The 21,776-nt window shown below is 39.9% G+C and carries 17 protein-coding genes and 1 riboswitch; of the genes, 8 read left to right on the forward strand and 9 right to left on the reverse strand.

What is annotated here, in order from left to right; genetic code table 11:
• The first annotated feature begins 2 nt into the window (after window positions 1-2).
• The 4 genes from J8M01_RS13280 to J8M01_RS13295 all read left to right on the forward strand — a co-directional run bounded on the left by J8M01_RS13280 (window position 3) and on the right by J8M01_RS13295 (window position 4,381).
• Window positions 3-923 carry an ornithine carbamoyltransferase gene (locus J8M01_RS13280; RefSeq protein WP_210996535.1) on the forward strand — a complete coding sequence of 307 codons (921 nt, stop codon included), beginning with the start codon at window positions 3-5 and terminating at the stop codon, window positions 921-923.
• A gap of 8 nt (window positions 924-931) precedes the next feature.
• Complete coding sequence (locus J8M01_RS13285) at window positions 932-2,140, forward strand: argininosuccinate synthase (protein ID WP_211058315.1); 1,209 nt, start codon at window positions 932-934, stop codon at window positions 2,138-2,140.
• Window positions 2,141-2,174: 34 nt separating this feature from the next.
• The gene (gene argH, locus J8M01_RS13290) at window positions 2,175-4,040 is read left to right on the forward strand and encodes an argininosuccinate lyase (RefSeq protein WP_211058317.1); all 1,866 of its coding nucleotides are present in this window, start codon (window positions 2,175-2,177) and stop codon (window positions 4,038-4,040) included.
• A gap of 182 nt (window positions 4,041-4,222) precedes the next feature.
• On the forward strand, window positions 4,223-4,381 hold the full coding sequence (locus J8M01_RS13295; protein ID WP_192505851.1) for a hypothetical protein: 159 nt from the start codon (window positions 4,223-4,225) through the stop codon (window positions 4,379-4,381).
• A gap of 1,569 nt (window positions 4,382-5,950) precedes the next feature.
• On the opposite strand, the gene J8M01_RS13300 is transcribed toward J8M01_RS13295, so the two are convergent.
• Both J8M01_RS13300 and coaD read right to left on the reverse strand, forming a co-directional pair.
• The gene (locus J8M01_RS13300; protein WP_211058318.1) at window positions 5,951-7,336 is read right to left on the reverse strand and encodes a capsule assembly Wzi family protein; all 1,386 of its coding nucleotides are present in this window, start codon (window positions 7,334-7,336) and stop codon (window positions 5,951-5,953) included.
• Window positions 7,333-7,815, reverse strand: coding sequence for a pantetheine-phosphate adenylyltransferase (coaD, locus tag J8M01_RS13305; RefSeq protein WP_210996539.1), 483 nt, complete (start codon window positions 7,813-7,815; stop codon window positions 7,333-7,335). The genes J8M01_RS13300 and coaD overlap by 4 nt, the downstream gene beginning before the upstream one ends.
• A 188-nt stretch (window positions 7,816-8,003) precedes the next feature.
• Between coaD and J8M01_RS13310 the strand changes: the two genes are divergently transcribed.
• On the forward strand, window positions 8,004-8,660 hold the full coding sequence (locus J8M01_RS13310) for a TetR/AcrR family transcriptional regulator (protein ID WP_192505848.1): 657 nt from the start codon (window positions 8,004-8,006) through the stop codon (window positions 8,658-8,660).
• A gap of 106 nt (window positions 8,661-8,766) precedes the next feature.
• Entirely contained in the window at window positions 8,767-10,227 is a 1,461-nt protein-coding gene (gene thiI / locus J8M01_RS13315) for a tRNA uracil 4-sulfurtransferase ThiI (RefSeq protein ID WP_210996540.1), read from the forward strand.
• Window positions 10,228-10,277: 50 nt separating this feature from the next.
• On the opposite strand, the gene J8M01_RS13320 is transcribed toward thiI, so the two are convergent.
• Window positions 10,278-11,180, reverse strand: a complete 903-nt coding sequence (locus J8M01_RS13320) for a 2-dehydropantoate 2-reductase (protein ID WP_211058320.1) — start codon at window positions 11,178-11,180, stop codon at window positions 10,278-10,280.
• Window positions 11,173-11,523, reverse strand: coding sequence for a VanZ family protein (locus J8M01_RS13325; protein WP_192505845.1), 351 nt, complete (start codon window positions 11,521-11,523; stop codon window positions 11,173-11,175). Before J8M01_RS13325 ends, J8M01_RS13320 begins: the two co-directional genes overlap by 8 nt.
• Before the next feature lie 138 nt (window positions 11,524-11,661).
• On the opposite strand from J8M01_RS13325, the gene J8M01_RS13330 reads away from it, so the two are divergent.
• Window positions 11,662-12,144, forward strand: a complete 483-nt coding sequence (locus J8M01_RS13330) for a YajQ family cyclic di-GMP-binding protein (RefSeq protein ID WP_192505844.1) — start codon at window positions 11,662-11,664, stop codon at window positions 12,142-12,144.
• A gap of 46 nt (window positions 12,145-12,190) precedes the next feature.
• Here the strand turns inward: J8M01_RS13330 and J8M01_RS13335 are convergent, their stop codons facing one another.
• From J8M01_RS13335 to J8M01_RS13355, 5 genes are all read right to left on the reverse strand, one after another.
• Window positions 12,191-13,672, reverse strand: a complete 1,482-nt coding sequence (locus tag J8M01_RS13335; protein WP_211058328.1) for a cadherin repeat domain-containing protein — start codon at window positions 13,670-13,672, stop codon at window positions 12,191-12,193.
• 3 nt (window positions 13,673-13,675) lie between these two features.
• A complete protein-coding gene (locus tag J8M01_RS13340) occupies window positions 13,676-15,667 on the reverse strand; it encodes a TonB-dependent receptor (protein ID WP_211058330.1) in 1,992 nt (663 codons plus the stop codon).
• Between the two features lie 87 nt (window positions 15,668-15,754).
• Window positions 15,755-15,925, reverse strand: a riboswitch (cobalamin riboswitch).
• A 195-nt stretch (window positions 15,926-16,120) separates the two neighbouring features.
• On the reverse strand, window positions 16,121-16,651 hold the full coding sequence (msrA, locus tag J8M01_RS13345) for a peptide-methionine (S)-S-oxide reductase MsrA (protein WP_211048052.1): 531 nt from the start codon (window positions 16,649-16,651) through the stop codon (window positions 16,121-16,123).
• Complete coding sequence (locus J8M01_RS13350) at window positions 16,644-19,745, reverse strand: efflux RND transporter permease subunit (protein WP_211058332.1); 3,102 nt, start codon at window positions 19,743-19,745, stop codon at window positions 16,644-16,646. Before J8M01_RS13350 ends, msrA begins: the two co-directional genes overlap by 8 nt.
• Before the next feature lie 3 nt (window positions 19,746-19,748).
• Window positions 19,749-20,804, reverse strand: a complete 1,056-nt coding sequence (locus J8M01_RS13355) for an efflux RND transporter periplasmic adaptor subunit (protein WP_211058334.1) — start codon at window positions 20,802-20,804, stop codon at window positions 19,749-19,751.
• A 255-nt stretch (window positions 20,805-21,059) separates the two neighbouring features.
• On the opposite strand from J8M01_RS13355, the gene J8M01_RS13360 reads away from it, so the two are divergent.
• Window positions 21,060-21,770, forward strand: a complete 711-nt coding sequence (locus tag J8M01_RS13360) for a DUF2982 domain-containing protein (RefSeq protein ID WP_211058336.1) — start codon at window positions 21,060-21,062, stop codon at window positions 21,768-21,770.
• The last annotated feature ends 6 nt before the right edge of the window (window positions 21,771-21,776 follow it).

Consider the following 21,776-nt stretch of genomic DNA (forward strand, 5'->3'; position numbering starts at 1 on the left):
CGATGATGACACATTTTTTAACAGGTTTGGAATTGAATAAAAACCAAGCCTTACAATTACTTAATTTAGCGCTAAATATTAAGCAACAACCTCAAGAATATAGTCAGGCACTGGCCGGAAAATCAGTCGTTACACTATTTGAGAAACCAAGTTTAAGAACGCGATTATCTTTTGATATTGGCATTAATAAACTCGGAGGACATGCTGTTTATTTAGATCAACAAAATGGCGCGATGGGCAGTCGAGAGTCTGTGCGTGATTTTGCGTTGAATATTGCCACTTGGGCTGATTGTTTGGTAGCGCGAGTGAATCATCACAGCACATTGACGACGTTGTCAGAAAATTCGAGCATTCCCATTGTAAATAGTTTATGTGACTTGTATCACCCATGTCAGGCACTAGCAGACTTTTTAACCTTGCAAGAGGTTTATGGAGATGTCAGTAAACTTAAGCTGGCATTTATAGGAGCTGGCAATAATGTAACACATTCGTTGATGTTGCTGGCGGCTACCCTTGGAACAGATTTCGTTGTGGTGTGCCCCAAAGGGCACTCTCCCGATGCGCAGATAGTAAAACAAGCAGAGCAAATTGCGGCTGTTAATGGGGCGTCTGTTTTGATTAGCGACAGGGTCGAAGCAGCCGCTGGTTCAAATGTTCTGTATGCAGATACGTGGGTTTCGATGGGCGACAATACACCACTTGAACATGTAAAACAGACATTTATGCCTTATCAAGTTAATCAAACTTTATTAGATCAAACCGGTGCCAGCTGTGTATTGCACTGCCAACCCGCGCACCGAGAGTATGAAATTACGTCACAAGTGATGGATGGCACCCATTCAAAAATTATTCAACAAGCTGAAAACCGGATGCATGCGCAAAATGCATTATTGGTCTCGTTGTTAAACCCAAATTATCTGTAAGGAAGATCATGAGTAAATTTAAGAAAGTAGTATTGGCATATTCAGGTGGTCTAGATACATCGGCAATCGTACCTTGGTTAAAAGAAACGTACGACTGTGAAGTTGTCGCATTTGTGGCTGATGTAGGGCAAGGCGCTGATGAACTAACGGGTGTTGAAGAGAAAGCCATAGCATCAGGTGCATCTGAATGCCACATTGTTGACTTAAAAGAAGAAATGGTCAGTGAGTACATTTACCCGACCTTAAAAACAGGTGCAATTTATGAAGGCACTTACTTGTTAGGTACCTCTATGGCTCGACCTATTATTGCAAAAGCTCAGGTTGAGGTAGCACGTAAAGTTGGCGCAGATGCGTTATCCCATGGTTGTACTGGCAAAGGTAATGATCAAGTACGTTTTGAAGCATGCTTTGCGGCTTTAGCACCAGATCTTGATGTAATTGCACCTTGGCGAGAGTGGGACCTGACCAGTCGTGAGTCTTTATTGGACTACTTAGCGCAGCGTGATATTCCGTGTGCCGCATCTGCGACAAAAATTTATAGTCGAGATGCAAATGCATGGCATATTTCACATGAAGGAGGTGAACTTGAAGACCCGTGGAACCAACCGAGTGAACAAGTTTGGACTATGACTAACTCTCCCGAAGAGGCCCCTGATCAGCCTGAGTACATATCGGTCTCTGTAGAGAAAGGACAAGTGGTTGCCGTAAATGGTGAACGTTATAGCCCGTATAATTGCTTAGTTCAATTAAATAACTTGGCTGCACCGCATGGCGTAGGCCGTATAGATATTGTTGAGAATCGCTTAGTTGGTATGAAATCACGAGGATGCTATGAAACACCGGGTGGCACAGTCATGATGGCTGCATTACAAGCGATAGATGAACTGGTACTTGATAAATCTAGTCGAAAATGGAAAGAAACATTAGGTAATGAGTTTGCGCATTTGGTCTATGACGGTCGTTGGTTTACACCATTAAAAGCGTCCATTTTAGCTGGCGCAGAAGCGTTATCAGATCTGGCGACGGGCGAAGTTGTACTTAAGCTGTATAAAGGTCAGGTTCATGCGGTACAAAAGCAGTCGGTGAATAGCTTATATAGTGAAGATTTTGCAACATTTGGGGATGACGATGTGTATGACCAGTCTCATGCTGAAGGTTTTATTCGCTTGTTTTCATTATCAAGCAGAATAGCAACATTGAATAGTAAAGCAAAATAGTCAGATTTAATTGTACTGAGTTTGGAGAATAGACATGGCATTATGGGGTGGCCGGTTTTCATCAGGCCCTGACGCTGCATTTAAGCAATTTAATGACTCATTGCCATTTGATTATCAAATGGCAGAGCAGGACATAATTGGTTCAATTGCATGGGCAGGCGCATTACAGCAAGTTGATGTTTTAACTGGTAATGAGCATCAAGAGTTGGTCAACGCGTTACAGCAGCTACAATCTGAGGTTGAGGAAAACCCGACTGCAGTTGCCACATCAGGGTTTGAAGATATTCATTCTTACGTTGAGGCTAAGCTTATCGGCAAAGTGGGTGACTTGGCGAAGAAGCTTCATACTGGGCGCAGTAGAAATGATCAAGTTGCAACAGACTTCCGGTTGTGGAGTCGTCAAAGCGCGGAGCAAATATTGACCGCAATCGGTAGCTTGAAAGCTGCCTTTATAGCGGTTGCAGAACGTGAGCTTGGTACTATCCTGCCTGGCTATACGCATTTACAACGTGCACAACCAGTACTATTTAGTCACTGGTGTATGGCTTATGTCGAGATGCTTGAACGTGACGAGTCACGGCTCAATGATGCAATTGCACGCTTGAATGTGTGCCCTCTTGGTTGTGGAGCCTTGGCTGGCACAGCTTACCCCATAGATCGGCAAGCTCTGGCGTCTACACTCGGTTTTACTGAAGCATCAAGAAATAGCTTAGATTCAGTCTCAGATAGAGATTTCGTCGTAGAATTACTGAGCTGTGCCAGTATTTCAATGATTCATTTATCGCGCTTCGCTGAGGATTTAATTTTTTACAATTCAGGAGAAGCTGGATTTATCGAACTCAGCGACAGTGTTACCTCAGGTTCATCACTGATGCCTCAGAAGAAAAACCCTGATGCCTTAGAGTTAATAAGAGGCAAAACTGGGCGAGTATTTGGTGCTTTTAGTGCCATGATGATGACTCTAAAGGCGCTGCCACTTGCATATAACAAAGACATGCAAGAGGATAAAGAAGGGTTGTTTGATGCAATGCCAACTTGGTTAGCCTGTATTCATATGGCGCAAGCGTGTTTAAACGGGCTGAAAGTCAACTCTGAACGCACATTATTAGCGGCGCGAGGGGGACACGCCAATGCCACTGAACTTGCTGATTATTTAGTGGCCAAAGGGATCCCATTTAGAGAAGGGCATCATATTGTTGGTGAGCTAGTTCAAGTAGCAATTGCGAAGCAGAAAAATCTTGAACAGCTTCCTATTGAGGAGTTTAAAGCTGTTTGTGATGCCATTGAGGAAGATGTTTATCCGGTATTAGAAATTGACGCATGTATTGCCGCACGGCAAGCGATAGGCGGCACATCTTTGCCGCAAGTAAGTGATGCGATTAAAACTGCGAAAAAAAAACGGCAAATTACGGTAAGAGATGCGACGTTAAATGATGTAGAAGCAATTGCTGGGCTTGTGCAGTACTGGGCTAAGGTCGGAGAGAACCTACCGCGGGCCAAAAGTGACATGGTACATTCAATCAATGAATTTGCAGTGACAGAAGTGGATGGAAAAGTAACAGGATGTGCTTCATTGTATATTTATGATACTGGTTTGGCCGAAATTCGCTCATTAGGTATTAACCCAAGCGTTGACGTCAAAGGTCAGGGGCAGCAATTAGTTGACTATTTATTGTCTAAAGCTAAAAAATTGGCGCTACATCGCATCATTGTGTTAACAAGGGTGCCTGGTTTTTTTACAAAGCAAGGATTTATTGATTGCACTAAAGAAAGTTTACCTGAAAAAGTCATGAAGGATTGTGAGTTGTGTTTAAGAAAGGACAATTGTGATGAAGTTGCAATGGAGTTTATGTTAACCAATAAATCCAGTAAATTTATATCGTGTAGGTATGTTGCGTAGGCTTCTTAATCGATACTCAATAGTTTTTTTGTTTTGTTTTTTGGGATTGTGTTGCTGTTCTTGGTTTTGTTGTTAATTTTTTTAACATTGTGGCTTGGTATTTGCCTAATTTCAATGGTCATGGCTTTTTGACACTTCGGGCATGAAGTGTCAAAGAGTTAATATTGGAACTGAGGGAAATTATGTTTATATCAATTGAAATGTTAGCAAAAAAAAGCAAACCAGCGAAAAGTGCTAGTAAGAATAGAGAGCTTTCTGGTAAGGTCATAATAAGTAAGTCAATTCTAGGCTCTGTTTCTGGGGCTCGAGGCGGTGGCGCGAGGCCTAAGTCTAAAGATTAGAGGTTTGGGAGAGTACATATTATAGTCCAGCTGAGTAATGCATTATCGGAGTTATCTTTACACTTTGATACTATTATCGTTATTGGAATGGGGTTGAGTTTTCTACTTAACCTTTTCTTTTATGTATCTGGAATTAATAGACAACTCTCTCTGCTGATTACCTCAGCTGTTATGGCGACTTCTTATTTTATAAGTAATCATTTAGTAAAGTTAAGTTTTAGCTATTGGGTTTATCTGGAATGGATAGCATATGATTTACTCGTTATACTTCTTATTTACTTAATTCATAAACTAAGAAAAATAGAGTTCTGTACAGCATCTTTTTACGTGTTTTTAGGTTTGTCAATAAATTCAATGTTATTCTTTATAATGTTCATTGATCTCCATTTCTTTGAAAATAAAGATTCTTGGTGGTTTTGGCACTTATATACTATTTTAGTGAATTCTGTTGATATCTTAATGATTTCAGTTCTTATTTTAAATCGGGATTTACTTGGTTTTTTTGCAATAAAGAAAAGGTTTTCTTCTTAGCTAATATATAGGTAATAAATTTTTATATTTATGCTCTTTTTAAATTAATGCTGTGTATTTTAGGTTTTTTGTGTAATTGAAATCCCATGATTTAACCGGGAATTATCATTGTCATAATATATAACTACTTTTCTAGCTACAGTTGGTCTGATCATACCCTTTCAAAGAAAAGTTTTAATATCCACAGCCTTAATAGAGTCATCGTATAAGTTAGAGTTGTTTAGTTCATCACTTAGTTTCTTGCCATTGTTGAGTGATTTGATAAATAGTTTGATGCTATGGATGGTTTTAATCACTACACGGCTGAGTTTTGCGCGAATGTTTGAGCCAAGTGCTTTTAAAGCTGATGAAAAGCACTACCCGCTTGAATCTACGTTTGTGAGTTTTCTACAATTTCGTTCCTATAATAACAACTCTTAGTATCATTCACTGATTTTTTATTGATCCTTATTAGGGTACTCGGTTTTTTGTATTGCATAATTGATTTTTTAGTTAATTTATAAGTTTATGAAATTAATTCTAAAAAATGGAGAATATCAAGATTTTACCTTATCTTATGTGTCGCATCGAGTGGGTTACTTTTCTTACTCTTACACCTGGTAAGTGTGGCAGAGGAGATTTTCTATTACCCCGTGTGGCTGGCTAATCTATATATCAAGTCTATTAGTTTACTAGATTTAATAGTAGTGCTCTCTTTAATTATACATAGAGATTTCTTGGTTATATAAATTTAAAAGCCGGGTACGATCTTTTATCAGTGCTGTATATGTTAAATAACTGCTTTATTAAATCTAGTAGGAGGCCTGTGTTTCGGGGCGGGCTTAATGAGAAGATACCTATGTTTTGAATCATTCACGGCTAACTATGCCCGTACTATTATTAGGTGTATCCATGGTTTTACTTTTTTCGAGTATCATTGATACTTAATATGCGTGCTAAACATCTACTCTCTGGCATGAGGTGACATAGTGAGCATATAAAAGTAGTATAAGACCAGCTTGATGAAACTTACCTATACATACTTTTATGCTCTTCGGATTAAAACTGGAACTCCCAACTTAATTTTACTGCACTGTTCACATCATCATTCCCATTTTTATTTTCATCTTTATCTTGCCAAACAGAAGTACTTATTTTACCTAGTCCTCCCAGCAAGCCGTGTTGATAGCCTACTTCCAATAAAGTGCGCTTGGTTTTGATATGTTCAAATTCGATGTGTTTTAATTTGGCATAAGCACCGATGCCAGACATTTGATAGTAATCTGCAGCAAGGGTAATGCTTTTAGCTTGAGGCCCAATTGCTGCGCCTAGCCACTGATCACGCTCTTTGTAATCGGAGCCTTGTGAAGGTTCAGCAAAGTTGCATTGAAAGCTTGCTTGCTGTGCCTTGCAGTCAGTTGTACTATCGCTATATTCAATATAGGCTTTGGCACGATAGTGGGCGTTACTAAAAAATGTTTCGGCACCAAAAGTATGCATACTATTTTGTGGCGCGAGACCTTTATCGTTATCGCCCATCACTTCACCATAAAAAGACAATGCTCGATTTGCAATGAGGGTTGAATATTTAAAATCAAAACTGGTCAGTCGGCGTTGTGTTGTTGTTTTATCTGTATCCTTTAAATTACTTGGGCCAGAGAAAATAAAGTCACTACTTGTACTACTAAAAGCCAGCTCTAAACCACTAATTGGCGTAGTTGATAGCCTTATTCCCCAAAAGTCTCCTGTATGTTTTTGCGATAAAAGAGGTTTTTGCTTAGCCGCAATCGCTGTGACTTGCCAAGGGCCGATAAATGATAGAAAACGAGGGCCATCATAATCACTGTTGGCTCTGCTGAGTCGTACTGCTTTCATTGGGGCGGCATTGTTCGACAACATCATCGCATTGTCATTGGCTGGACCCCACCAATAATTCAAACGTTCCGCGCTGAGGGACCAATTTCCATATAGTATTGCTAAGTGACTACCATAGTGATTAATCTTTTTCTCATCTATTGCTTTGTCAGCATAATTCACTTGTATTTTAGCGCTGACGTTAGTGCCAGTGATGATGCTATATGTATTTATACCTGACTGAGCAGCTTGTCGTGAACCGAAGTCATTATTCAGCGAAGGATCGTCATCAAAATACGCCTTAATGCTTGAGTATTGTGCTCGCTTTGCTTGTTGCAAAGCATGTTGAACATGCTGTAAGGCAAAATGCGCTTGTGGGCTGAGTGTACTTTCATCAACGCGAGAGAGATCTTGTACAATACCTTGCCATAAAAGTGGGTATTGATTAATTGGACGATTGATTACACCATGGCTTGCGAGTAAGTCGAGTGAGTGCTTGAGCGCGCTTTCGTCCGATGTGATCCAAGGGCTTGCTATAGCATGTGTACTGGTGAACAAACAGACTGCGAGTGTTAACGGTAAATGTTTCATCCGTGTAGTTTTTCCTTTAATGCATGAGCGACGATAGGGTCGACAAATTCACTTACATCTCCACCATGTAACGCAACTTCTTTAACTAAAGTAGAGGAGATAAAGGAGTTTCGTTCTGAAGGAGTAAGAAAAACACTTTCTAAATCGGGGTTTAATCGTCTATTCATATTTGCTAATTGAAATTCATAGTCGAAATCAGATACCGCTCTAATACCTCTGATAAGTACACTGGCATTGTGCTGCTGTGCCAAATCGACGAGTAAACCAGAAAATCCAATGACTTGCACATTTTTATATTCACTAAGTACCTGTTCGGCCAGCGCCACACGTTCATCGAGCGTAAAACAGGGTTTTTTGTTTGGGTTGTAGGCTATGGCCAGCAACACAACGTCAAACATTTTAGCTGCTCGTTTAATGAGATCAGAGTGACCATTTGTTAATGGATCAAATGTTCCTGGGTATAGGGCAGTTACTTTCATAAATCAATGAGTTCGATGAGTTTGCGTCATAATACCAGTGTTCTGCTTATATTTCACTGGTCTGCTTAGATGCATTTTTGCTTATATCTAAAACTGATTAATGCTATTTTCAGTTATTCTAATTAGCTATACTTAGCTGGTTATATATTACTTACATTATAAAAATTGCGTGTTAGAGAGAACAGGATATGAATACCAAGGAAAAAATTATTCGTACCAGTATTGCTTTGTTTAATTTACATGGAGAACGAGCAATAACCACCAACCACATAGCTTCTAATTTGGGAATAAGTCCGGGGAACTTGTATTACCACTTTAAAAACAAAGAAGACATTATCCGTAATATCTTTACATTATATCGAGAGCATTTAAGTACTCATTTTAAACCTTTGAATACGGAGTTTGAACCGCTAGAACAACTAACTAAGTACTTAGATTCATTGTTTGAACTGATGTGGCGTTATCATTTTTTCTATGACAACTTAACCGATATTTTAGCGAGGGATGAAGTGTTGAAAAAGGAGTACATTTCTTTTCAAGCAGACTTGTTTGAACAAGTTCGATCAGTGGTGATTGGCTTAAGAACCAGCAAAGTGATTGATATTAGCGATGAGGATGCAGTTGAAGTCGCACATATGCTGAAAATGACAGTGAGTTTTTGGACGCCTTATGTGAAAGCGCGTCGTTTAACTGGGGTGTTAGAGCAGCAAGATATTTACAATGGGATAGTTAAAGTTTTGATGTTATTTAAGCCTTATTGTACTGACCTAAGTACACAAAAAATAGGTTTATTACAAGCGCATTATCAGCAATTGGCTGATGAATCATTACCGAGTATTGCGTAATTAGGTCATTTTAGCCAAGTGGTTATTTCCTAGTCGTGTAGAAATTTGCTATAATCGCGCGCCAGTTGTCCCGGCGCGCATTCGCCCAGTCTAAAGAGTTATTTCTATGCTTAAACTTATCGTCAAACTGCATCCTGAGATCGCAATCAAGAGCAAATCTGTTCGTAAGCGCTTTACACAAGTGCTTGAAAGAAATATCAAAATTATTTTGCGTCGTTTTGATGAAAATGTCAGAGTAAAAAATAACTGGGACAATATTTCAGTTGAGAGTCAAAGTACTGATGAAACAATTCACGCGTTATTTATCGATAACTTAAAACGAGTACCTGGCATTGTACAGTTTATTGAAGTACAGGAGACACCCTTTGATACTCTTGATGATATTTATCAACGTACATTAGAGCTTGCCGGACACAGTATTGAAAATAAAACTTTTTGCGTTCGAGTTAAACGAAAAGGGGAACATGCGTTTACGTCCTCTGATGTTGAACGTTATGTTGGCGGTGGCTTAAATCAAAATGTATCAGGTGCAAAGGTAAAGCTTAGCAAACCCGAAGTGACTGTAAAAATAGAAATTAAGGGTGCATTAGCTTACATTGTAACCCATACCCATTACGGTATTGCAGGATTTCCACTTCCAACTCAAGAAGATGTACTTTCGCTCATTTCTGGTGGGTTTGATTCTGGGGTCGCAACTTATCAAATGATGAGAAAGGGCGCTCGTACACACTTTTTGTTCTTCAATCTTGGGGGAGCAGCTCACGAAATCGGTGTAAAACAGGTAAGTCATTACTTGTGGAATCGTTTCAGTTCCACACATAAGGTTAAATTTATTACTGTTGATTTTGAACCTGTTGTTGCTGAAATCCTTGAAAATGTTGAAAACGGTCAAATGGGAGTGGTGCTCAAACGCATGATGATGCGTGCGGGTAGCCAAGTCGCAGAGCGATTAAATATTCCGGCTTTAGTCACTGGTGAAAGTATTGGGCAGGTATCGAGCCAAACGCTTGCGAACTTAAATGTCATTGATAGAGTGACGGAAACGTTGATTATTCGACCGCTGATTCAACATGATAAAGCCGAAATTATCAATATAGCAAGAGACATAGGCACCATTGAAATGGCGGAAGCAATGCCTGAATACTGTGGTGTTATTTCTAAGAAACCAACAGTAAAAGCCAAACTTGATACAATTATTGCCGAAGAAGCTAAATTTGATTTTGATGTATTAGACACGGTCATTAAAAATGCCACAGTGAAAGACATTAGAGATATAGAAGCTGAAGCAAAAGAAGAAGTAAAAGAAGCTGAGAGTGTAAGTCAGTTACCCGAAAATGGCGTGATCTTAGATATTCGTGCGCCCGATGAGGAAGATGCATCGCCTCTTGAAGTTGATAATGTGGAAGTTGTACACCTACCATTTTTCCGTTTAAGTACCAAGTTTGCGGATTTACCTCAAGATAAAGAATATTATCTGTACTGTAAAAAAGGCGTAATGAGTCAGTTGCAAGCACTTATCTTGCATGAGAATGGGTTTATGAACGTAAAAGTGTACAAGCCTGAATAGGGGGAGTGCACTTATGATAAAGCTGAGTTACGCATACTCAGCTTTTTTCATCAATTGTGAGAATCCAATAATTGAATGAGCATCTTTCGGTTAAAAGGCGTGTCAATGCTGTGATGTTCACCTCTTTGTACAATATATCCGCAAATTGCCTCTACTTCGGTTTTTCTATTATTCAGAATGTCTTGCGCCATAGATGAGGAATTATTTTGTGTGCGAGCCATTACTTGGTAGGCTGTTGCTAGTGCTTCGCTAAGCTCAACATCGATTTTTTCTGCACGCGCGACGGCACATGCTTCATTCAATAATTGTAAAATGGTACTGGCGTATTTTGGTTGGCGTAGTTGGCCATTTCTTATTTGGTGGATTGCAGATAAAGGGTTTATGGCGATATTCACCAGTAGCTTTTGCCACCTTAGTTGCTCAATATCAGGGTGGATCCTGCTATGAGGTAAGAGCGAAGAAAAAAACTCACTAAAGCAGTATGATAATCGTTCTGAGGCTGTTGCATTTGATACACCTAAATAGGTTTCTCCGACTCCTGTTGCCTGTACCGTCGTATCATTTATTTTTAATCCTCCCATTGACGTACTAAAAAAGAAAAGTGCTTGTTTTGGCCTTAGGTGTTGTTTAAATTCATTGAGGTTAGTCATGCCATTGTGGCTAATAAATACATTTGCTTGCTCTGTTAAGTACGGGAATATTGAATAAAAAGCGTGCGCTAATTGATATGCTTTGACACAAATAAAGCAGTTACTAATAACGAGGGAGCGTTGTGTTGGTGAATAAATGTTGATGTGCTCAACAGGGAGAACATGGCTTTTTTGATCGTGATAAAAAGTAAATGGGGTCGCGTATTCGCGCCTTACTAGCAAAGTCGTATGGTGAGCGCGACTAAAAGCATTGGCAAGGGATAAGCCAATAGCACCGGCCCCCAGAATGTGTATATTAGCCATATTTCTTACCGCACCAAGTACGCCATAAAGTATAGCTTGCGTAATAGCTGACAGCCCCAAGTACATCGGCGATAAAATCTGCAAAAGATGCTTGACGATGGGGTAGCATGCCTTGCATTAATTCAATGCCAACTCCATAGCTTGCTAATAAAGTAATTTGTAACCACATAGGCCATTTAAAAGCATGCTGCATAATAAAAGCGAGTATGAAAAATATGCCGAAGTGAGCAATTTTATCAAGGTGTTCTATCTGTATGCCTGAATGCTGGATTTCTCTCGCAAACAATACGGTACAAATGGCCAAGGTGATAAGCAAAACAATTTGATAAATACGTCTGGTCACAAAACATCCTAGATTGTTGGTGTGTTAAAGAGTGCGGTCAGTATATCATTGAAAACTGGCTGTTGGGTGAATATAAAAAGCTGTCCAAACTTAATTTTAGATTGATATAATTGATGGATATCTATTAGGAGAATTATTATGCCGTCATTTGACATCGTGTCAGAAATTGAAATTACAGAAGCACAAAATGCAGTAGACAATGCCAAACGTGAGCTTGAAACCCGTTATGATTTTCGTGGTGTAGATGCTTCAATTGAACTTGCTAATGAAACGATCACGTTAAAAGCGGAGGCGGATCCACAAGTGATGCAGTTATTCGATATATTAGCCAGTAAGGCGTCAAAGCGTGGTCTCGATGTCGCAAGTTTAGAACTCAAAGATATTGAGCGTTCTGGGAAATATGTATCTCGTAAAGTGGCTTTGAAGCAGGGCATTGACAAGGAGATGGCTAAAAAAGTGGTCAAAGTAATTAAAGATGCAAAAATTAAAGTGCAAGCCTCTATTCAAGGTGAAGAAGTGCGTGTAACGGGTAAAAAGCGAGATGATTTACAAGAAGCAATGCAGGTTGTGCGCAGCGGGGAGCTAGGTCAACCATTTCAATTTAAAAATTTCCGAGATTGATTTTTCTATAAAAAAGCCTGCATTTGCAGGCTTTTTATTAGAACTGTTACTTTTCCACAAAGCGAATCGTTGACGGAGTCAGTTCAGTTAGTAAGCGTGTACCCTCAGGGATATTATCTGCAGTATTGATAATATCAACACCAGGTGTTGTTGGGTTGTTGATCCCCATCCATAAAAAGTTTGCTGAATCCAAAGCTAGCTGTACTATTGCATCATCGCCAGTGTTGGCAATGTTACTCGCAATCACTGCGCCTGTCGTTGGGTTAAACTCATGCAGGGTTGATTTTACATGGTACTCTGGGCTAAAAAAGGTTTGATTACTATAAAAATAACCTTTTTCCTCAGACACGATAACACTCGCTCTGATAACGGCTGATTCGTTTTCTGGGATGGCTTGTGCGTCAATAATGTTTCGTACTGAATAGTCCTCAGGGGTGATCTCTTCAATTCGACTTAATGATAAATCAGTCCCAGAATATGAACTTCGAGACGTGACATATACTTTGTCATTAGCAGTGACAACACTATTCTCTAATGGATTTCTCCCTACAAGCGGGATGCCTTTAAATTCATCATCAGCTAATGCATTGGTTTCTATTTCTGTATCAGTTGAGGTGTCAAATACTGCAACATAAGCAATACCCGGCGTCCAATTGTCATCAATACGCTGCATGGCAATATACAGTTTACCATCCAGTATTGCAGCTGATGAAGGGGTTGGGGTATTATTCGCATTATTATGTGCGTAGTGAGAAATATCTAGCTCCCCGATTTTGAAGTCTTCAGCTTGTGTGGCTTGCGGGTTTACTATCCACACTTTTCCAGAACCATAGCGGATAAGATAAGCTTTATTGTCATTTAATGAGACTAATGAGTACGGGTTTCGACTCACCGAGTCTTGACTGTCTTGTGTTGAATATGACCAAAGCGCAACGTCAGGTGCCGCACGATTGTATTTTGTGATTTCATCAATATTAAAGCGACCAATATGGTATATATCTGATTTGTATGTGCTGAGCGTATAGTCTGAGGCATCTTTTATATAAAAGCCGGTTTCAACACTTTGTTGGACAGGATCGATGTAAACCACTTCTGAGCCCAAAAAGTCGGGGGAAACGGTTTGGACAACAGCAAAATCAGGTGTATCTTTTACATCATCAAGAGAAATAGAAATTGTTAATGATGCATTGAGCTTATCATTAGTTTGCTCTGTTGCGGTTATTGTGACACTAAATGTCGTGTCTCCAACCACTTCGAAGTCGGGTGCGTCTTTAAAGCTCAGTTCTCCTGATTGTTCAAGGTTAAATAGTGCACTTGATTCACCGCTCAAGCTTAATATTAATGCATCACCATCAACGTCATTTGCCGTGTATGAGCCAACTAAAGTGGTGTTTTCTAGGACTGTTGGTGATTGATTACCTGTGAGTGTTGGTGCATTATTTTTATCACTTGAGCCACAGCCTGTAAGTACTAAAGCGGATGCAATAAGGCTCAAAGGTAAGCTTTTTTTGGCTAGCGTATGAAACATGGTTTAGATGCCCTTTAAAGAATATTTAAGTTGGATACTGCGCCCATGAGCGGGGCGATTGGCTAAATCTTGATACTCAGTATTAAACAGGTTACTGAACGTCAAATTCAAATTATGTTGGCTATGTGACCAGTTGAATGTCAGGTCGGTTACCTCTCTATCGGCTGGCGTGCCATTACCTCGATTTTTTTCACTTTGGAATTTATTACTGCGATTAAAGTAAAGCTCACGGTCTATTTTGTGATTCAGGCTTACACTCCACTGGTTATTCATTTGGTAAGTGAGCGCTGCGCCATATTGTTTATGATAAACACCTGGCAGCTTTTTATCGTCAAAAGCGCTGAAGGTTGAGTGTGTATTTGAGTGAATGAATGTGCCTTGTAGAGCAAACAGCCATTGAGTATTAAATTTATAATTAGTTTGTAACTCTAAGCCCTTTAAAGTGGCTTCAGAGACATTTGTATAGCTTCCCACATTGCTGGAATTAAAAATAGCGACGATGCTGTTCTCTTGTTTTTTTATATAGCTAGAAGCATTAAGCACCAGAGCTTTACGCTTATATGCAAAGTTGATAGCCCTTGTTTTAGAGCGCTCAGGTAATAAGTTTGCGTTACCTTTAAAAGCACCACGATTACCATAAAGTTCAAACAATGTTGGGGTTCTGACACCTTTAGAGAAAACGAATTCAGCAACAACTTCGCGCCATTGATAGGTAGCTCCTAACTCATGTGTATCGAACTGGTCGTTAGCATATAGCGTTTGCGCAGTTGTATTTTTGAGAGGTTCATTACTCGATTTGTTGTGTAGCTTGTTGTACAACCCATATATATTAATAGGTAGTGTATTTCCTTGCCACTCGATACGTGTGCCGTAGCTTGTTTGCTGCAATTGCGCTTTGATATCGCATTCGCTGATGCCATTACATGGATTTGCTTGACCATTTATGAATTGTTCGGACTGAAAGGCGTGGTCGGTGAGGGTAATAAAAGGTGTAAATGTATAACTGTCCCAGATAACCGTTGGCTTTACGCTCACATGTTTTTTATCAGAGTTATAATGATAACTTTGCTCTGAAACTCCGTTGGGGGCGTCTAAATAAATTTCACTCTTATCTTGATAATAGCTATCCAGCTCAATGCTGGGTACATAAGCATGTATATCATGCAACGTATGCAAATAGCCGAGACGCCATGTTTTAGTAGCTAAATTGGATGTGGTTTCAGGTGAGTTATTTCTATAATTCGGTAACTCTTTTGTTTGATCTGAATATTGCCCGTGAATTCTAACTCTGTTGTTTTCAAATTTTATATTATCATTGATATAGAGTGTATTTTTACTGTAGCCATTGTTAAGCAATGACTGTTTTTCAGAAATAGAAGGGTTGTTAAACGTTTGAGGCACTAAGTATTTGTAATTATTATCGGTATTTAGCGTTTGTGCGCCGAGCGTTAAAGTATGCTGGTCAAAAATCGTATTGACCGTAGCATTTAATTCGATATGACCAAAAGATCCGACGACGGCTGATAGTTTTTTTTGTGAGCTATCTGGATTGTACGTATTGATCCTTACAACACCACCAATGGGAGTAGCCCCAGTCCCAATTGCCTGGCCTTTACTTATTTCTATGCTCTGAATTTGCTCTGTTGGGATTTGATTTAAATCGAATCCACCAAATTGACTGTCGTTGACGAGCTGCCCATCAATGTAAAATTGTACTTGCTTACTATTTGAACCTCGAATAGAAATTGCAACTGGGTTACCGAGTCCACTGATTTGGCGTATTTGAATGCCATTTATAGAGCTTAGAATATCGGACAAGGTTTGAGCACTATTAATAAACTCATGACGCTGGAAAATTTTATAAGAGGGTGAATAGCTGCCTGTATGTTCAACTTCTAAAATTTCTATGTTGGTGCTGTCACTGGGCGCGACCTCTTTGCTTGATACTGTGGGTATGACCAATAAAGCGAACACAAAAAATATAAATAGTTGCATAAGTATCTCATTATTAGGGGAGCAATGAGAAATACAGTCATGCTAAAGCATCACGATATATCCCATATTGCCCACCGCAATATTATAAACTGGATTTTATAGTGAGGCCGGTCTCCGGACTTTGGTGAACATGTTTGCTCAGCCATTACCGTTGCGGGGGCAGTATTAGACTATTTAACCAAGGTGGTTACGGCACTAATTTCCCGATTATCTTTATCCGATACAAGAGGATTAAGCACCTCACTATTTTGACGCGTAGTCTGAGGTCTTTATAGGTAAATGTCAAAGTCTATACGGTGTCTTGATAATTGTGTTATGTCGATTTTTAAATTATATCTGATGGCGAAAAAAGAAGGTGGATGATTTTTGTTTATTAAAAATCAAAGGGTTATGTTTTTTTTGGGATGTTCGAAAGCAAGCTTTCTATGGCATCCCATTTATTAGTCGGGGGTTTTAATCTATGTTATTCACAAATCGTTGTTCAAACTTTGCTATTTTTGGCGCAATTAACATACTGCAATACCCCTGATTAGGGTTCTCATTAAAATAGTCTTGATGGTAGTCTTCTGCCGCGTAGAATGTTTGTGCTTCGCTGACTTCGGTAACAATAGGTGCTGATATTTGTTGCTGAATGTTTGTGATCGTATCACTGATTGTGCGATGCTGATATTCATCGTGATAATAAATCACACTTCTATATTGTGTACCAATGTCATTACCTTGGCGATTTAACTGGGTTGGATCATGTAACGTAAAGAACATAGCCAGTAAAGTGTCGTAATTAACCATGGTGCTGTCAAAGCTTACTTCCACTACCTCTGCGTGGCCGCTATCACCTTGGCAAATAGCTTTATAAGTTGGCTCTGGTGTGTGTCCACCTGTATAGCCTGAGCGAACCGATGTAACTCCTCTAACGCGACGAAATGCAGCATCAATACACCAAAAGCAGCCGCCACCAAATGTGGCTTTTTTTATACTAGTCATGTTCAACCTTTTTTATAGCTGTAGCCTGTTGCTCTAATTGTAGCGCTAAAAACTCTGGTGATTGTGTGTTTTTAGACAATAAGTTATACGCACAAGGGATCACAAATAAAGTGAGTAATGTGGATACACTCACCCCAGCAAAAACCACGACACCAATCACCATTCGACTCTCAGAACCGGGGCCAACAGCCATAACGAGTGGAATTGCGCTCATTACAGTCGTAAGTGAAGTCATAATGATAGGCCTTAAGCGCTGGACCGATGCCGTTACGATGGCTTGTTCAAATGCGATACCTTTGTCACGCAGTTGATTGGCAAATTCAACAATCAGAATACCGTTTTTGGCACTCAAACCAATTAACATGACGATACCAATTTGGCTATATATATTGAGCGAGCTATCGGTTAGGTAAAGTCCGTACATCGCACCAACGAGGCCAAGTGGCACAGTTAACATAATTACTAGTGGGTGAATAAAGCTTTCGAATTGTGCTGCGAGCACTAAAAAAGTCACGGTTAGTGCTAAGATAAAGACGTAAGTCATGGCTGATTCACCTTCATAAAACAGTTGTGATTCACCTTTGTAGTCTATTGCACCATCAATATTATTTTCTTCAGCTGCAACAGTGTTTAAGAAATCCAGAGCTTCAGCCAACGTATAGCCATTTGCTAAGTTTGCCGTGATAGTTATAGCACGCATTCTGTTGTATCTATTTAGACGTGACGCGGTGGCCGCTTCATTGATGCTGATCAAGCTGTCAAGAGGGATCAGTTCATCAGTACGTGATTTGACAAAAATATTTGCGATATCATTGGGGCCGCCAAAGTCAGCTTTTGTACCTTTTAGTATGACATCATACTCTTCACCCCGATCGATAAAAGTGGTGACTCTGCGTTGCCCCAACATTGTTTCAAGCGTATTACCTATATCACTGATAGACACACCTAAATCAGCCGCTTTTGTTTTATCTATTTGAATTAAAAATTGTGGAAAAGTTTCTTTGTAGTCATGGTCGAGTCGAACGAGCCCTTTGTTCTTTTGAGCTCGATTAATGATCTTATCTCGCCATTGTGCTAGTTCTTGATAGTCATTACCTTGTAGCACAAATTCAATAGGCCGAGATTGACCACCACCACCAATTCCTCGTCGCATAATAGCAAAAGCTCTAATATCAGTTACTTCGCGCATTTTAGTGCTTATCTCACCCATTACTTCCCATGTTGAACGTTTTCGCTCATCCCAATCTGGCATGCCTATGATCGCAACACCGCCTTGGCCACCCCAGCCTGGAACCCTAACAAGCACTCTGCTCAATTCTCCCGTCTCCACATAAGGCAGTAAGCGTTGTTCTATTTGAGCCATATTTAGTTCATTGTTCTCGTAGCTTGCACCTTCGGGGCCATTCATCATCACAAAAAAGGTACCACGATCTTCTTTGGGGGTGAGTTCTGATGGGATCTGTTGAAATAAAGTAAAGCTGGTAAATCCTGCTAGGATAAGAGTAAAAATAAGGCTATAACGGCGTTTCAGGTTAGCAGTTAGTACGTTACGATAGCCTCGCTCTAAACGTGAGAACTGAGCGTCCATCCATTGGCTAAATCTATTATTACTGCTAGTAGGTTTTAGTATTTTTGAACTGAGCGCCGGCGCCAGAGTGAGAGCTGTTATACTTGAAAATAAAACGGCGGCGCTGACCGCCATAGCAAACTCAGTAAAGAGTGCGCCAATACGACCGTCCATGAATACCAAGGGAACGAATACTGAAATAAGAACCAGTGTTGTCGCTATAATCGCAAATCCGACTTCTTTAGCGCCTCTGTAGGCTGCAAGTAATGGCGGTTCCCCTATTTCAATACGACGATGAATATTTTCTAACATAACAATGGCATCGTCTACCACTAGTCCGATAGCTAATACGAGTGCGAGCAGGGTCAGTAAATTAATTGAGTAGCCCATTGACAGTAGAAACATAAAGGTTGCAATAAGTGCTACAGGCACTGTAATCGCAGGAATAAGCGTGGCTCGGACCGTGCCTAAAAATAAAAATATAACGGTGACAACCAAAGCCATCGCAATCGCGAGCGTACGGTATACCTCCGTAATGGACTCGCGAATGAAAATAGATGAGTCGTAACTGTCTTGAATCGTTGTTCCTTCGGGTAGGTTTCGCTTGATTTTCTCGAGTTCTTGACGTGCGTTGTCTACGACGTCAAGTGTATTGGCCTTGGCTTGCTTTACAATGCCGAGCCCAATCATATTTTTTCCATTCCCCCTGAAAGTACTTTCGTTGTCTGCCGCTTCGAGTATTACGTTAGCGACTTCATTAAGACGAACTAAATAACCTTGCTCTCCGCGCTTTATTACTAAATTATTAAAGTCACTTTGGCTTTTATAACTGCGGGCAATTCTGACTGCGAAATCGCGATCTAGAGATTCTATTTCACCTGCTGGTAATTCGACGTTTTCACGACGTAGTACCTGTTCAATATCATTTGTAGTGATTCCTCTCGCTGCCATTGCTTGTCGGTTTAACCATATCTTCATCGCATATTGGCGCTCTCCACCAATACGGACATTAGACACTCCATCAACCACAGCCAATCTATCCACAATGAAGCGTTGGGCATAATCCGACAGTTGCAAAGTGTCCATACTTTCACTATTTAGTACAAACCATGCTATTGGGCTTTCATCTGAGTTAGATTTGGAAACCTCAGGCGGTCTCACTTGTTCTGGAAGTCTGTCGAGTGCACGTGAAACTCGTTCCCTTACATCGTTCGCGGCAGCGTCTATATCTCGGTCGATATCGAACTCAATGGTGATGTTTGAACGACCATTCCGACTAGATGAATTGATACTTTTAATGCCTTCTATACCGGAAATTCTGTTTTCCAGAACCTGCGTTATCTTTGCTTCAACGACCTCACTTGATGCACCTGTGTAGTTGGTACTTACACTTACTATGGGTGTTTCAATATCAGGGTACTCTCGTAGCGGCAGCATACTAAATGCGACAAGACCAAAAGTCAGTAATAGTAAATTAATAACAATGGCGAATACGGGTCTTTTGACTGCAGTATCAGTTATTTTCACAAGTTATCCCTTTTCAGTCACAGAAGAACCAGAACGTATTTTGGTAGTGCCCTCGGTGACAACTTTTTGACCAATGTTTACGCCCTTGGAAACAGCCACCCAGCCATTAAATCGCGTGTGAAGCTCAACATTCGTTAACTGTGCTTTATCTTGATCATCCACGATGTATATAAAGTGTTGATCTTTCCGTGGGATAATGCTTTTTTCTGGCAGCATGATAGCGGTAAGTGCGCGTAACTCTAGTGTTATTTGCAATAACATACCGGGCCTAAGTTGCGCATTATTGTTGGCAAAATCGGCTGTCACTTGAACACTGCGGGTAGTTTCGTTAATGCGAGGGTCTATATGAGAAACATAACCGTTAAATGAGGTGTGTCTGTAAGCATCACTAATGGCGGTGACTGTCATGCCTTTTTTCAGTTGGCCCAAATACTTTTCAGGTACTTGAAAGTCCACTTTTATAACACTGATATCATCCAAAGTAGTAATGCTGGTATTGCTATCAACAAAGCTGCCGGTTGAAATAAGTTTTTTACCTAGCACACCGTCAAATGGCGCTTTGATAGTCATTTGTGCTAATTTGACTTTAGCGCTTTGCAGTTGGGTAAATAAAGCATCCGCGACAGAGCGTTGCTCTTCCAAAGCTGAGCGCGCAGCTGATTGTGTTTTTGCTAATTCATTTAGTCGAGATAACTGTCTTTGTTGTTCTTTTAATTGAATATTTAACTCTTCAACGGCGAGTTGCTCTTCCGCATCTAAGAGCTGTACCAATTTTTGATCTCGCTGAATCGAATCACCATCAGCAAAATAGATATGTGTAACATAATCATCTTGTGAGCTGATAATATCAATAGCCTGATTGGCTCGGGCATTACCAACTGCTGCAACTGATATAATACGAGATTGTTCTTGTGCGGTGATTGTGCTGACGACGATTGTATTTGGCTTAATATTTGTCGGTTTTCCTTGAGAAGTTGGCAAATACAAATAGCCTGTTATACAAATCAGGACTAAAATAATAAAAGGAAAGAGGGCTTTACCCGATTGTTGTGCATACATGATATTTTACCACTGCGATTGATGACTCTAGTGTACAAAATATGTCGCTTCAATATGGAGTCGGGTATCTTGTTAATTTGTGCGTTGGCCGTAAAAGTTAAAATTATCGGCTTATTTGTACCTAAAATGTTGATTTTTAAACATGAAAAAAAACAATGAATGTCAAACATGTAAAAAGATACGACAATTGTTGGCGTGGACGATCATTATGTTTGTATTTTATTTTGGGTTTTATATGTGAGGTTGGCGTAACAAATGCAAGCTAAATTAAGAGCTCAAGCGAATCAACACAGTATTGAATTTATGCTCGTCGGTGCAGTGTGCCTTTGCATCATTATGGCGTTTGTGATTTTGCGCGATAGTGTGATCAGTGTTGTTGAAACGGCGTTGGTGAGTATTGCTATCTTTTCGATTTTGCTTGGTTTTTTGAAAAGCCAACAACCTTATTATAGTATAGTACTTGGTACACAAAGCGTCGTTTATATTCATAAGTTTGGGCGATGGAAAATTGCATTTGATAATGTGCATTCAAGTGGGATACCTAAAGCTGGTGAAGCACCTGAATTACTGGAATTAAATGCTGTTGGCATTAAACTGGTCTCGATAGATCCATTTTTATTAGCATTAAAGCCGAGATTGGCAGGTAAATTATTAATTGAACAGAGGCATATATTTTTACAAGCTGTTAAAATGCATTGCAAAAATGGCAACTGCCCATCAGAATGGCTAATTGAATCGGATGAGTATAGCTCTGATTCAGGACAAGTCTATACCGGTTTGATCGCGATGTTTGCCAATCGAATGCACAATCTGAAAACGTTGACGGGCTATGACTTGCTATTGCCAGCAAATGTATTAGACCGAGATATATGGCGTTTTTCATACTTATTAAACCGCTGGAAATTAGATCCAGCTCAGGTGGTTAAAAACTTGTTGGAAGAGCAAGCCACCAATGAACAGATGTAACAGGAA

The organism is Pseudoalteromonas sp. MMG005 (assembly GCF_018101015.1).
Taxonomy (GTDB): Bacteria; Pseudomonadota; Gammaproteobacteria; order Enterobacterales; family Alteromonadaceae; genus Pseudoalteromonas; species Pseudoalteromonas aurantia.

Coding starts and splice junctions, on each gene's coding strand:
- coaD (WP_210996539.1), bottom strand. CDS start 7,815: ATGAAAGTAACTGCCCTATACCCAGGAACATTTGATCCATTAACAAAT.
- thiI (WP_210996540.1), top strand. CDS start 8,767: ATGCTTAAACTTATCGTCAAACTGCATCCTGAGATCGCAATCAAGAGC.
- J8M01_RS13310 (WP_192505848.1), top strand. CDS start 8,004: ATGAATACCAAGGAAAAAATTATTCGTACCAGTATTGCTTTGTTTAAT.
- J8M01_RS13280 (WP_210996535.1), top strand. CDS start 3: ATGATGACACATTTTTTAACAGGTTTGGAATTGAATAAAAACCAAGCC.
- J8M01_RS13360 (WP_211058336.1), top strand. CDS start 21,060: ATGCAAGCTAAATTAAGAGCTCAAGCGAATCAACACAGTATTGAATTT.
- J8M01_RS13355 (WP_211058334.1), bottom strand. CDS start 20,804: ATGTATGCACAACAATCGGGTAAAGCCCTCTTTCCTTTTATTATTTTA.
- J8M01_RS13285 (WP_211058315.1), top strand. CDS start 932: ATGAGTAAATTTAAGAAAGTAGTATTGGCATATTCAGGTGGTCTAGAT.
- msrA (WP_211048052.1), bottom strand. CDS start 16,651: ATGACTAGTATAAAAAAAGCCACATTTGGTGGCGGCTGCTTTTGGTGT.
- J8M01_RS13330 (WP_192505844.1), top strand. CDS start 11,662: ATGCCGTCATTTGACATCGTGTCAGAAATTGAAATTACAGAAGCACAA.
- argH (WP_211058317.1), top strand. CDS start 2,175: ATGGCATTATGGGGTGGCCGGTTTTCATCAGGCCCTGACGCTGCATTT.
- J8M01_RS13335 (WP_211058328.1), bottom strand. CDS start 13,672: ATGTTTCATACGCTAGCCAAAAAAAGCTTACCTTTGAGCCTTATTGCA.
- J8M01_RS13340 (WP_211058330.1), bottom strand. CDS start 15,667: ATGCAACTATTTATATTTTTTGTGTTCGCTTTATTGGTCATACCCACA.
- J8M01_RS13320 (WP_211058320.1), bottom strand. CDS start 11,180: ATGGCTAATATACACATTCTGGGGGCCGGTGCTATTGGCTTATCCCTT.
- J8M01_RS13300 (WP_211058318.1), bottom strand. CDS start 7,336: ATGAAACATTTACCGTTAACACTCGCAGTCTGTTTGTTCACCAGTACA.
- J8M01_RS13295 (WP_192505851.1), top strand. CDS start 4,223: ATGTTTATATCAATTGAAATGTTAGCAAAAAAAAGCAAACCAGCGAAA.